The sequence below is a fragment of the Myxococcota bacterium genome (genome assembly GCA_039030075.1).
Taxonomy (GTDB): domain Bacteria; phylum Myxococcota_A; class UBA9160; order UBA9160; family SMWR01; genus JAHEJV01.
This window is the reverse complement of sequence record JBCCEW010000016.1, coordinates 110597-122954: the sequence shown is the minus strand read 5'-3', so window position 1 is coordinate 122954 and position 12358 is coordinate 110597. Positions and strand designations below refer to the sequence as shown.

Sequence of the window (12358 nt, the reverse complement as noted above, 5' to 3'; positions counted from 1 at the left end):
TGGTGGAGCTGAGGGGGATCGAACCCCTGACCCTCAGACTGCCAGCCTGATGCTCTCCCAGCTGAGCTACAGCCCCACGCGGACTCTCAAGCTAACGCAGCTTTCCCCGCTGTCAAAAACCCTGTGGCTTCGGGTCGTTGGGGCGCTCCCGGGGCTTTGGTATGCTCGCGCGCCACGCCTGCCGGAGTGGCGGAATTGGTATACGCAGGGCCCTCAAAAGGCCCCGGTCGCAAGGCCATGTGGGTTCGAGTCCCACCTCCGGCACCGGGGCGATGACCCCCGCGGCCTCCACGCTGGGAGAATGTGCCGGGGGGCGTACGCGTCGAACCGGCACGGCAATCGCTTCGAGCACGCCCTGACCCCCGCAACGGCGTGCGCTGAATCGGCGGTCTCTGCGGACCGACGGACCCCGGGTTTGGGGAGCTGGGAGATGGAACGGATGAACGCTGCTCTGCGTGGGGTCGCCCTCGGCCTCTCTTGTCTCCTGCTCGTGCTGGCCCACCCCGCACAGGCGCAGGTCCGTGAGTTCAACGGCACCGTCGTCTCCGCGAGCGGGAGCACGCTCGCGGTGCAGAGTCGTCGCGGTGAGACGCTCACCTTCACCAAGGGCCCGTCGACGCGCGTCGAGGGCAAGTCGGGTTGGGGCGCACTCGCGGCCGGGGATCGAGTCCTGGTGCGCTGGCAGCTCCAGGGCGGGCCGCGTGTGGTCCAGTCGGTCGTCGTGCTGCCGAGTCGCAACTAGGGCTGCCGACGCATCGCGCCGCCGACCGCCGCTTGACGGCCCCGGGGCACGGGATAGCGTCCTGAGATGGCCCCCACCCCGGCCGCACCGCCGCTGCGCCCCGACCAGTTCGACCGCTACCGGCGCCATCTGACACTCCCCGAAGTCGGGCTCGAAGGGCAACGCGCGCTCCTCGACGCACGCGTGCTGCTGATCGGCGCGGGTGGCCTCGGCTGCCCGCTCGCCCAGTACCTTGCCGCCGCCGGCGTCGGGACCCTCGGCCTCGTCGACTTCGATGTCGTCGACGCCTCGAACCTGCATCGCCAGGTGCTCTACGGCACCGCGGACGTCGGACGCCTGAAGGTCGACGTGGCCGCCGAGCGCATCGCGGCCATGAACCCGGACGTGAAGGTCGAGCGCCACCCGCTGCGGCTGTCGTCGGAGAACGCGATGGCGCTCTTTGCCGAGTACGACGTGATCGTCGACGGCACGGACAACTTCCCCACGCGCTACCTCACCAACGATGCTTGCGTGCTGCTCGGCAAGCCGAACGTGCACGGCTCGATCTTCCGCTTCGATGGACAGATGACGGTCTTCGATGCGCGGCATGGCCCCTGCTATCGCTGCCTCTACCCCGAGCCGCCGCCGCCGGGTGCCGTGCCCTCGTGTGCCGAGGGAGGGGTGCTCGGTGTGCTGCCCGGGCTGGTCGCGATCATCCAGGCCACCGAGACGGTGAAACTCGTCGCTGGGCTCGGCGATCCGCTCTACGGACGGCTCCTCCAGTACGACGCGCTCCGCATGGAGTTCCACGAGTTCCGGTTGAAGAAGGATCCCGCGTGTCCGGCCTGTGGCGAGACACCGGAGATCACCGAGCTGATCGACTACGCCGGCTTCTGCGGTGTTCCGGCCGAGGAGCCGAGCGAGCCGCCGACGATCGACGCATCATCACTGGCGTCGCTGCGCGCCGACGGCGCCGAGCACTTGCTGCTCGACGTGCGCGACCTCGACGAGTGGGAGCGCGCCCGCATCGAGGGCGCGACGCTGGTTCCGCTCGCCGAACTCGGCGATCGCCTCGCTGAGTTCGACCTCTGGCGCGGCAAGCGCGTGATCGTGCACTGCCACCACGGCCCGCGCAGCGAGCGCGCGGCGCGACTGCTGCTCGACGCGGGCTTCGCCCGGGTCGAGAATCTCACCGGCGGGATCGAGGCCTGGTCGTTGACCGTCGACCCCGACGTCCCCCGCTATTAGGAGCACCCGTGGCCCGTTCGAAGATTCCCGGACCGCTCGAGCGCAGACACCTGCTCGAGAAAGACCTCGGCAAGGACCAGGCGCTGGCGATCGCCGAGGCGTATCTCGCCGAGGAGCGTCACGTCGAGGCCGTCGACTTCCTGGCGATCGCCGAGGCCGCGGAGCCCCTGGCCGAGCTGCGCATCCGCGCGGTGGGAGACGGGAACGTCTTCCTGTTGCGCGCCGTCGCGGCCGCCCAGGAGGAGGCGCCGACCCAAGAGGAGTGGGAGCGCACCGCGGCGGCCGCCGAGTCCGCGGGCTTCGACGCCTACGCCGAAGAGGCCCGGCGCTACAGCGAGCGCGGTCCCGACGCCTGATGACGACCCAGCCGGTCTCGCCGACGCGGCCGGCGATCCGCATCGAGAACGCCCGCAGCCACAACCTCGCGGGCGTCGACTGCGAGATCCCGCTCGGGTCGCTCACCGTGATCACCGGGGTCAGCGGCTCGGGAAAGTCGACCCTCGCCTTCGACACCCTCTATGCCGAGGGCCAGCGCCGCTACGTGACGTCGCTCTCGACCTACGCGCGTCAGTTCCTCGAACGCCTGCCGCGGCCCGAGGTCGACTTCATCTCGCACTTGCCGCCGGCGATCGCGATCGAGCGGCGCAACCGGGTGACCAACGCCCGCTCCACCGTGGGCACGGCCACCGAGATCCTCGATCACCTCCGGTTGCTCTACGCCCACGCGGGCACCATGGAGTGCCCGCGATGCGAGGTGCCGGTGCAGCCCGGCGACGTCGGTGCGGTGTCGCAGCGCGTGGCCGACCGCTTCGCGGGACAGGCGGTGACGATCGGCGCCGCGCTTGCGAAACGCGAGGGCGAGACGCCCGCGGCTCAGCGCGATCGGCTGGCCCGCGAGGGGTACACGCGACTCCTCGACGCCGAGGGGGGCATCTCGGACCTGAGCGAGCTTTCGGCGCGGGAGTTCAGCGCCGCGCGACGGGATGGCCTCCTGGTGATCGATCGGCTGGCCGTACGCGACGGGCCGGGGGAGGCCGCCCGGCTCAGCGACGCCATCCACCAGGGCTTCGCCTGGGGCGATGGCACCTGCCACGTGGTTTCGCGCGACCGAGACCGCGCCCGCTATCGCAACGCGTTCGCCTGTGACACGTGCGGCGACACCTTCGCCGAGCCCACGCCGGCGCTCTTCTCCTTCAACAGTGCGCTGGGAGCCTGCGAGGCGTGTGAAGGTTTCGGTCGCGTCCCCGGGCTCGACCGCGAACGCGTGATCCCCGACCCGTCGAAGAGCCTGGCCGAGGGTGCTGTGGCTCCGTTCCAGACGCCGGGCGGGCGGCGGGCCCACGAGCGTCTGTTGGCGGCGTGCGAGGATGCGGGCGTCCCGATCGACGTGCCGGTCGACGAGCTCGACCCCGACACCCGCGACTGGCTCTTCACGGGCGACGAACTCTGGGGCGGGATCCGGGGGTTCTTCGTTCGCCTGGAGCGCAAGCGCTACAAGGTGCAGGCGCGCGTGATGATCGCGCGCTACCGCCGCTTCGACCCGTGCCCCGACTGCGACGGAACCCGACTCTGCGAGGCGGCGCGCGCCGTGTCCCTGGCCGGGCGCGACATCACCGAGATGCTCGCGCTGCCGCTCGCCGAGCTGGCCGACACCCTGGAGAACCTGTCGCTGCCGCCGGCGGCCGAGGAGCGCATCGTACGCGTGTTGGCCGACCTGCGCGCGCGGGTGGCGACTGCCGTCGAGGCCGGGCTCGGCTACATCACGCTCGACCGCCCGGTGCGCACGCTCTCGGGCGGGGAGACCCAGCGGATCCAGCTGGCGGCCGCGCTCGGCGGCACGCTGACCGCATCGCTCTACGTGCTCGACGAGCCTTCGGTGGGCCTCCACGCCCGCGACGTCGCGCGCTTGATCGGCATCCTCCAGCGCGTTCGCGATCAGGGGAACACGGTGGTCGTGGTCGAGCACGCTCCCGAGGTCGTGGCGGCCGCCGACCACGTCATCGACCTCGGCCCGGGCGCGGGCCATCGCGGTGGCCGCGTGATGGCCGAGGGTCCGGTCGCGGTCGTACGGGACGCGGCCGAGTCGCTCACCGGGCGCGCGCTGCGCGGAGACTTCGACCTCGTCGACCGGGAGCCACGGCCGGCGACGGGAAAGCTCGAGATCCGCGGGGCCTGCGAGAACAACCTGCGCGACCTCGACGTCACCGTGCCGCTCGGTCAGCTGGTCGCGTTCTCGGGGGTGTCCGGGGCCGGGAAGACGACGCTGGTGCGCTCGGTGCTGGTGGGTCAGCTGCGACGCGAACCCGATCGCGGTGCCTGTGCTGCGGTGCTCGGGGGCGAAGCCCTCGAAGAGGTGGTGCTCGTCGAACCCGAGCCGCCTTCGAAGTCGCCGCGCTCGAACGCCGCGACGGTCACCGGCGCCTTCGATCCGATCCGCAAGCGTTTTTCCGAAACGCGAGAGGCGAAGGCCCACGGCGCGGGGCCGGGCTGGTTCTCGTTCAACGTGGCGGGTGGGCGCTGCGAGACGTGTGAGGGTTCCGGCGAGCTCGTCGTCGACATGCAGTTCCTCGACGACGTGCGGATGCCCTGCGACCAGTGCCTGGGGACGCGCTACCGCGCGGAAGCGCGCCAGCTGACCTGGAAAGGACTCAGCATCGTCGACGTGCTGGGGCTGAGCGTCGACGAGGCCGTCGCGCGCTTCCACGACGAACGCGCCATCGTGACGCGCTTGACGCCGCTGGTGGACGTCGGCCTCGGCTATCTCTCCCTCGGACAACCGCTGTCGACGCTCTCTGGTGGAGAGGCCCAGCGCTTGCGCCTCGCCCAGGCGCTGGCCGACGGCAAGCCGGGCACGCTCTACGTCTTCGACGAGCCGACGATGGGCCTGCACCCGGCCGACGTCGAGCGGCTGCTGGGGTGCTTCGAGCAGCTGCTCGATCGCGGTGCGAGCATCGTCGTCACCGAGCATCACACGGCGGTGTTGCGCCGGGCCGATCACCTGATCGACCTGGGTCCGGGTGGCGGGCCCGAGGGCGGGAAGCTGCTCTATGCCGGCGCGCCCGCCGACTATCGCGACGATCGCTCTCCGACGGCGCGCGCGCTCCACGGCTGACGGCAAGCCGCCGCCACGAGCCGGCAGACCGCGGCGCAAGTGGGCGGCGATGCTTCGGATCGCGCGCGGCGTAGCACGAGGCGCACCGACGGAGCGGTGACGCGCGCTCGTTGTGGTACTCTGACTTTGCGTGCGAGACCTTGGGAACCTTTCGTTGGCCCCGTCGGTGCACCGCTTCGGTCACCGTCACGCCGACCCCCGCTCGCCGCAGCCGAGCCACCGCCGGCGAGCCGCCTTCGGGCGAAGGCGGACCCGCCCGGAGGCCTATCGCTAGGAGAACTCGCATGGCCAGCAACGCTTCGATCGTGGTGCACTTCAAGGATCTCGAGGTCGACGAGGAGATCCGAGCGGCGATTGAGCGCCGCTGCGACGTGCTGTCTGGCGAGTTCCGCGAAGTCGAACGCATCGAACTCACGCTCTTCGAGCAGGGTACGGGCTTCGAGGCTCATGGTCATGTGCTGGGAAAGAACACGAACGTGGCCACCCAGGCGCATGCCGAAGCAGCGCGACCGGCCTCGGACCAGGTCTTGAACCGGATCGAGCGCCAGCTCCGCAAGGAGCACGACAAGCGCATCTTCAGTCGCCGCCGAGGGGCGCGGAAGGATCCCTGGAAGCGTCGGGAGGCGTAGTCTCGAGATCGCAGCTGCGGTCGCATGGCGTTGTGCGGGGGCGGGCCGGCCCCTAGGCTCCGCCCGTGCCGCGCCTGTCTGCCCTCGGATCCCCGCGTGAGATCACGGCTGTCCTGTTCGACGCGGGCGGCACGCTGATTCGCCTGGACCACGGCTTCATCGCCGAGCGCGCTGCGGCGCGCGGGGTGACGCTCCGCCTGGAGGCGCTGGCGGAGGGCGAGGCGCGCGCGCGACACGAAATCGACGCACGCGCCGAGCGTGAGCGTGGGGTGCAGGATCGCGACGCCGACCGGATCGCTGGCTACTTCGGCGCGCTGCTGGGGTACGCGGGGGTGGGGGACGCCGATTGCGCACCCCTCGCCGCGGAGCTCGCCGAAGAGCAGCGGCGCGCGAACCTCTGGCGGGTACCCCTCCCGGGCGCCGCCGAGACCCTGGCCGGCCTGCGCGAGCGCGGCTTTCGCACCGGCGTCGTGTCGAATGCGGATGGCCGCGTGGCGTCGCTCCTCGGAGCGGCCGGGCTCACCGACCACCTCGAGTGCATCCTCGATTCCCACCTCGAGGGCGTCGAGAAGCCCGATCCCGAGATCTTCGCGCGAGCGCTGACGCGTCTCGAAGTCGCGGCGGACGCCACCGTCTACGTGGGCGACATCTACGCGATCGACGTCCGCGGCGCGCGCGCCGCCGGCCTCGAGGCGATCCTGATCGACGAGACCGGGACCTACCCCGAGCGCGACTGCGCGCGGATCCGCCGACTCGCCGACCTCCTCGACTAGCCCCGCTCCGACCTAGAGCTCGTCCTCGGCCAGCACGATCAGGCAGTCCTCGGGGCGCAGGCTGTAGAGCTTCTTCTTCTCGGGGATCAGCTTCACGCCGTTGTTGCGCTCGCTGTCGCTCTCGTAGGCCTTGATCTTCACGCCGATGCAGACCTCGTCGCGCTTCCCTGCCATCTCGATCATGTCGGCGAAGGTGACCTTCCGGGGCAGCTCCTCGAAGTAGAGGCTCGCCGGCTTCAGGTAGATCTCCGAGCCGTCCTCCTGGAAGAGGTCGTCGTAGACGCGCTTGATGTCCCGGCTCTCCGAGATCTGGGCCATGATCATGCTGACCAGCTTGTTCGAGATGATCACGTCCTTGACGCCCGCCCGCGCCACGAGCGCGTGGTTCTGCGAGTCGAGCACCTCGGTGATCAGCTTCGTGCAGCCGCTCTGCTCCGGGAACTCGGCGAAGATGCTGCGTAGTAGCAGCAGCGTCACGATGTTCTCCGAATCGACCTGGGCGATGTCGACGCGTGCTTCGTCGCTGCCGGCCAGGATGATGATGTTGTCGTACTCGAAGGGACGCTGGGCCAGCAGGGCCTCGCGGCTCATGCAGTCGGCTTCCACCAGGCTGAGCGAAAGCGTGTCGAGCTCGGCGTCGAGGGCGGCGATCGCCTCACGCTCTCCCTCCGTCGGGCTCGTCAGCATGACGTCCACGTGGCTGCCCTCGCGGACGTAGTCGGCGAACTCCCGCAGGATGATCGGTGCCTTGCGGTTCCAGCCCAGGATCAGCTCGCGCTCGACCTCCTGGGAGAGCCGGCCGCCGGCCAGGGGCAGGTCGCGCGGCTGGGCCACCGGCTTGCCGCGCAGTTCGATGGTCGAGTCGTCCTCGGCAACGATCAGGATCTCGTCGTCGTCCGCGAGGACGTGGTCGCGGCTGGGATTCATCTGGATCTCGCCGTCGCCCCCGCGGATGCCCATCGGGACGCCGTCGGGGAAGTGGTAGGCGAGGTCGCCGAAGCGCGAGCCGCCCCAGTCGTCCTCATGGAAGTACATCTCGCAGCCGTCGAAGGAGAGCAGCTCGTTGTAGACCGTGGAGAGGCCCACCGAGCGCGAGGTCTGGACGAGCAGCTTCGCCAGGATGTCGCTGGTGTTCACGGTGACCACCTGCTCGCCGAAGCTCGCTTCGACGATCTCGCGGTGGGTGGGGTTGAAGATCTCGGCGACGATCGAGAAGTCCTCGTCCTGGGGCGCCTTCGCGGTGGTCGCGAGGGTCGTCTGGATGACCATCGCGTCACTGGCGGCCTTTTCGGCGGCACTCGCGTTGTCGTCGCAGAGGCCCAGGATGATCGCCGACTTGCTGGTCTCGATGGAGACGAGATCGAGGTTCGCGACCGTCGAGACCGCGCCGCTGCGGGTGACCACCCGGGTGGTCTTCGTGTCCGGCACCCGCAGCCGGAGGACGTCGTCCATCTCTTCCTTGTCGCGATCGGCCAGGATCACGACGCAAGCGTCCTTCTCGCTCTCGTTGGCGAGGGTGAGTTCGCGCAGCACCTCGACGATGCGCTGCTCGTTCCAGCCGAGGATCAGCGTGTGGTCTGCCTCGATGACCTTCGAGTGGCCGCGCTTCAACTCGTCGAGCTTCTGGTCGAGGCTCGTCGTGATGAACGCGATCAGGGCCGAGAGCAGGATGACACCCGTCATGCCGGCGACGACGGCGAAAGCCTTGTAGCCCGGCGCGGACTGGATGTCCTGGGCCATGTTGCCCGGGTCGGTCAGCTGCAGGAACGAGATGTAGAGGTTGCCCCAGAAGTCGAGCTCGCCGTACTGGAGACCGGCCTCGGGTGACATCCACTGGAAGGCACCGCGGGCGAGGCCGATCAGCGCGAAGCCGCCGAGGAAGGCGACCAGGAGCGCCTTGAAGCTCGAGCTGCCGCCCTTCGCCATGAAGGTGTCGAAGCGATAGCGGAGCCGCTGGCGGAGCGTGGTCGGCGGCGGGTTTCCGCGTTCTTCGGGGGCGATGGCGAGAGGGGTTTCTCTGGTCGCTTCGACGGCGACCTGCGCGCTCGGGGCGGTGTCGGTTTCATAGATCGGTTCGGTATCGGCGTCCACCGGCGCTACGGAGTCCGTCATGGCGGGGGCCGCCGCTTCGGCGGGCGCCCGCTGCGCGGGTGCAGGGGAGGGCGTCGGTTCCGGTGTGGGCGTCGGCGCCGGAGCCGCGGCTCCGCCGGCCTCCGTGGCGTGAGGCTCCCGGTAGACCACGAGGCCCATCGCGGCGAAGCGCTCCATGTGGCGCGACGCGGTCTCGCCGTCGAGGTTCGAGACCAGCGAGAACGCCTTGCCGCTGAAGATCCGGACGAAGTCCTCCGGCGCCTTCTTGAACTGGGCGGCCAGGTTCTTGCGGGCCTGCTCGGGGCTCGTTCCCTCGAAGGTCTCACCGCGGAACACCAGGCGGAATCGTTCGTCCGACATCGCATCTCCCGTGCCGGCCGAGGGGACGAGAGGCGGGGCCTCTCGATCGACCGGGAAACAGAGTTGCGGCGGCATTGCGCCGCGCCCCTCGCGTTGCCTATCGGGTGCGCGTGCCTCCGTACTTGAACGGATGTGACCGGTTATCGTGTCGGTCGCAACAGCGACCGGCAACGGGGGTGCAGGGCGTGTGCATCTCGCCGAACCTCTGGGATCGGGGCCCCCTCAGCTCGCGTGCCGGACGCGCCGATGCACGCGATGATCTGGGTCTTGGGGATGGGAGGATCCACGGATGGATGACCGGGCAGGCGGCGAGCGCGTTTCTCGCACCGAAGAAGTCCCCCTCGAGGTGGGAGAAGGGAAGATCAGCGGTGCGATCGCGATCTTCCTCGGTGCGTCGAGTCTCTTGGGGGTGCTCTGCTTCCACTTCCCCGAGTACCTGACCACGCCCGAGCTGCGCGCGGGCTACGACATCGACCTGCTGCGCCAGGTGCTGGGCGCCGCGATGGTGCTCTCGGTGGTGTTCGGTTCGGTCACGTTCTTCCTGTGGCGGGCGAAGCGGCTGGGCGCGATCGGTATCGGTCTCACCCTCGCCGCCCAGTGGCTGGGTGGCACCGGCGTCGAGATCGACGACTTCGATCAGCCCATGGTGTCGTTCGGCTTCGACTGGCTGGTGCTCGCGCTGGTCGCCAACACCGTGGTGTTCGTCTTCATCGAGCGGCTCTGGCCACACCGCCCCGAGCAGCTGACGCTTCGCAAGGAGTGGAAGCTCGACCTCGTCTACTACGTCTTCAACCACCTGATGGTGAGCGTGATCCTGCTGGTGACCACGTTCTTCTCCGAAGGTCTCTTCGGCTGGGCCGTTCACGATGGGCTCCAGAATCTGGTGCGTTCCCAGCCGGTCTGGCTCCAGTTCATCGAGGTGCTCTTCGCGGCCGACTTCGCCCAGTACTGGGGTCATCGGCTGATGCACGAACACCCCCGGCTCTGGAACTTCCACGCCGTCCACCACTGCCCGGCCGAGATGGACTGGCTGTCGGGGTCGCGGATCCACTTCGCCGAGGTGCTCTTCACGCGGTCGACGGTGATCCTGCCGCTCTTCCTGCTGGGCTTCAGCGAGGCGGCCATCAACGGTTACGTCGTGTGGGTCAGCATCCAGGGGGTGCTGATCCACTCGAACGTCGGCTGGAACTTCGGGCCCCTGCGATACCTGTTCGTCACGCCCCACTTCCACCACTGGCACCATGCGGCGGACGCCGAGGCGATCGACCGCAACTACGCGGCGAACCTGCCCGTGCTCGACATGCTCTTCGGCACCCACGTCGACAACCCCGGGCGCTGGCCCGAGCGCTACGGCGTGGTGGGGAAGCCGCTCCCGAAGAGCTTCCTCGCCCAGCATCTCTACCCGTTCGTGGCGCCGCCGAAGGGATCGGCCGAGGGGTAGTCGCCGGCGCCGCGGCGTGTGGCTCTAGTTCGTGGCTTCGTGGAAGACGTAGGACGTCGAGTAGTCGCTGAACTCGAAGTAGACCTTCTTCTCACCCGGGTCGACGCGGCCGTTGAAATTGGCGTCGAGGACGCCGTAGCCGAAGCGGTAGGGGCGGGCTTCGCCGCTCGACGTGCCGGCCGCCGTGGTGAGCTTGTCGATCTCGAGGAAGCGCTTCACGAGCTTCTCGCCCGCGTAGATCTCGAGGACGCCGTCGGTGCCGGTCCAGTTCTGCACGGCGCGCCCGATCTGGTTCTGGCTCTCCTGGGTGCAGGCGGCGAAGCAGAGCGAGGCGACGAGCAGAGCGGCGAGGCGCATGGGAGAGGGCTCCGAAGGGCCGGCCGCGAGGGCGGGCGCGGGGTGGCGGAAGCGGACGGGAATCGAACCCGCCGGGAACGCGTCGCCGCGCTCCCCATCGGATTTGAAGTCCGAGCCGGGCACCAGCACCAGAAACGCTTCCGAGGCGGACTCTAGTGCATCTGATCGAGCCCGAGCGAGTCTCGCTAGAGGAAGTGCGCGGCGGGGGACCAGAGGCCGAGGATGAGGGACACGATCACCCCGTACAGCCCGACGTTTGCCAGGCAGAGGGCCGAGAGAGCGAAATCGCGCTTCGAGAGATGCTGCCAGAGCACGAATCGCAGCCATGCGCCCTGATGGCTTCGCGTTTCCGCCGTACCCGCGTTGAAGAGGAAAGGGGCGCCCAGGCGATCCTTCTCCGCGGGGTGGTGGGCACTGAGCCGGGCGTCGATGAAACCGGCGGTCACGAAGCTCAGAACGACCGCGCCGATGAGCACGCCAAAGTCCAGGAGTAGGGCGATGGGGATCTGCACCGTCCGAGCGTCCTCCGGGCCCTGCGGCTGGGTCCGCCGTCGCGGCTAGGGTGACGACTCTTCAGAAGACGCACCACAGGGCGGGAGGATGCCCGCGCCCGTGGGGCCGCGTTCCTGCCCCGTCAGTTGGGCCGCACCGTTCGGGAGCCGGGTCTCGCCGAACTCCAGGATGTGGGGGAAACCGAGTGCGCCGGGGCCCTGGAGGACGTCGACGAGGCGCGGCGCCTGCATGCGTCGGTAGAGCTCCTTCGAGACGCCGCGCCAGCGCGATTCGCCGTGCCAACACAGGAGGATCCTGTACGACGGGACACGGTTGTATCCACCCCGCGTGTACTCGATGTCCTCGACGGCCAGGGAGACGAGGGCGGGTGCTGGCTGTGGGCCGAACGCGTTCCAATGGATCGCCGCCGAGCCCGAGAGAACACCGAAAGCGAGCCCGAGTGTCGCGATCGCCCCCCTTCGACTTGGCGTGCCTTCGGGTACCAGGCCACGCCCCACGACGAAGCCGACCAGAGCCCCGGGAGCACTTCCATACGCGAAGAGCCAGCTGGCGTTTAGCGTGTAGGTATCGCCTAGATCTCCGAAGAAGACGCTCCCGAGCACAGCGAGCGCGGTCAGAACGCCGAGGACGAAAGGCCCCAGCTCGGGTCCGTCTCGATAGACCGGGCGGCGCATGCCCCTGTCATGGGGGAGCTGAAAGTCTGTACGCTCGGGTTTCAACGGTTGGCGCCGACGCGTCTTTGCATTGTTCTGCGTCTCCGCGCTCAGGGGAGCGCCGCGACTTCGCGTTTGAGTGCGGCGAGGAGCTTCGGGACCGTTTCGTGCACCCACTGGGGTTCGCGGTGGCGGATCATCAGCCAGAAGAGCGAGCGAACGTCCCAGAACGTCGCGTCGAGCAGGCCCCGCTCCTTCGGGTCGCGCTTTAAGTGCCAATGCACCGAGTTCGGGTACTTCGTCCGCGAGTACGATCCGATGTGCGAGACGTAGAGCCCCGCGGCCTCGGCGGCTCGCTCGACCAGGCCTTTCATCTCTTTCGGCGTGATGCCCTCGGGAACGTCGACGTAGTGGTCGTCCGACTTCTTCTCGGCCATCGGTTGGTTTGCTCCGATACAGA

12 protein-coding genes and 3 tRNA genes are annotated in these 12358 nt (G+C 69.1%); 8 read left to right on the top strand and 7 right to left on the bottom strand.

Going from position 1 to position 12358, the window contains the following annotated elements:
* Nucleotides 1–76 (bottom strand) — tRNA-Ala (locus AAF430_17260).
* Nucleotides 77–180: 104 nt separating this feature from the next.
* Here AAF430_17260 and AAF430_17255 point away from each other — a divergent pair.
* The 7 genes from AAF430_17255 to AAF430_17225 all read left to right on the top strand — a co-directional run bounded on the left by AAF430_17255 (nucleotide 181) and on the right by AAF430_17225 (nucleotide 6483).
* A tRNA-Leu gene (locus AAF430_17255) sits at nucleotides 181–264 on the top strand.
* 166 nt (nucleotides 265–430) lie between these two features.
* A complete protein-coding gene (locus AAF430_17250; GenBank protein MEM7411979.1) occupies nucleotides 431–742 on the top strand; it encodes a hypothetical protein in 312 nt (103 codons plus the stop codon).
* Nucleotides 743–808: 66 nt separating this feature from the next.
* On the top strand, nucleotides 809–1969 hold the full coding sequence (gene moeB, locus AAF430_17245; GenBank protein MEM7411978.1) for a molybdopterin-synthase adenylyltransferase MoeB: 1161 nt from the start codon (nucleotides 809–811) through the stop codon (nucleotides 1967–1969).
* 8 nt (nucleotides 1970–1977) lie between these two features.
* On the top strand, nucleotides 1978–2325 hold the full coding sequence (locus AAF430_17240) for a hypothetical protein (protein ID MEM7411977.1): 348 nt from the start codon (nucleotides 1978–1980) through the stop codon (nucleotides 2323–2325).
* A complete protein-coding gene (uvrA, locus tag AAF430_17235) occupies nucleotides 2325–5081 on the top strand; it encodes an excinuclease ABC subunit UvrA (GenBank protein MEM7411976.1) in 2757 nt (918 codons plus the stop codon). The genes AAF430_17240 and uvrA overlap by 1 nt, the downstream gene beginning before the upstream one ends.
* Nucleotides 5082–5365: 284 nt before the next feature.
* Complete coding sequence (locus AAF430_17230) at nucleotides 5366–5710, top strand: HPF/RaiA family ribosome-associated protein (protein MEM7411975.1); 345 nt, start codon at nucleotides 5366–5368, stop codon at nucleotides 5708–5710.
* Nucleotides 5711–5775: 65 nt separating this feature from the next.
* Nucleotides 5776–6483, top strand: a complete 708-nt coding sequence (locus tag AAF430_17225; GenBank protein ID MEM7411974.1) for an HAD family hydrolase — start codon at nucleotides 5776–5778, stop codon at nucleotides 6481–6483.
* A 12-nt stretch (nucleotides 6484–6495) separates the two neighbouring features.
* Here the strand turns inward: AAF430_17225 and AAF430_17220 are convergent, their stop codons facing one another.
* Nucleotides 6496–8934: a hypothetical protein gene (locus AAF430_17220; protein ID MEM7411973.1), complete on the bottom strand. Its 2439-nt coding sequence runs from the start codon at nucleotides 8932–8934 to the stop codon at nucleotides 6496–6498.
* Between the two features lie 289 nt (nucleotides 8935–9223).
* On the opposite strand from AAF430_17220, the gene AAF430_17215 reads away from it, so the two are divergent.
* Entirely contained in the window at nucleotides 9224–10375 is a 1152-nt protein-coding gene (locus AAF430_17215; protein ID MEM7411972.1) for a sterol desaturase family protein, read from the top strand.
* A gap of 24 nt (nucleotides 10376–10399) precedes the next feature.
* Here AAF430_17215 and AAF430_17210 read toward each other — a convergent pair whose 3' ends face one another.
* From AAF430_17210 to AAF430_17190, 5 genes are all read right to left on the bottom strand, one after another.
* Nucleotides 10400–10732 (bottom strand): hypothetical protein, encoded by a 333-nt coding sequence (locus tag AAF430_17210; GenBank protein MEM7411971.1) that lies wholly within the window; start codon nucleotides 10730–10732, stop codon nucleotides 10400–10402.
* A gap of 43 nt (nucleotides 10733–10775) precedes the next feature.
* Nucleotides 10776–10874, bottom strand: a tRNA-Sec gene (locus AAF430_17205).
* A gap of 43 nt (nucleotides 10875–10917) precedes the next feature.
* Nucleotides 10918–11244 carry a hypothetical protein gene (locus AAF430_17200; GenBank protein MEM7411970.1) on the bottom strand — a complete coding sequence of 109 codons (327 nt, stop codon included), beginning with the start codon at nucleotides 11242–11244 and terminating at the stop codon, nucleotides 10918–10920.
* Nucleotides 11245–11289: 45 nt separating this feature from the next.
* Nucleotides 11290–11919, bottom strand: coding sequence for a hypothetical protein (locus tag AAF430_17195; protein MEM7411969.1), 630 nt, complete (start codon nucleotides 11917–11919; stop codon nucleotides 11290–11292).
* An 89-nt stretch (nucleotides 11920–12008) separates the two neighbouring features.
* Complete coding sequence (locus AAF430_17190) at nucleotides 12009–12335, bottom strand: hypothetical protein (protein ID MEM7411968.1); 327 nt, start codon at nucleotides 12333–12335, stop codon at nucleotides 12009–12011.
* Nucleotides 12336–12358: the final 23 nt, after the last annotated feature.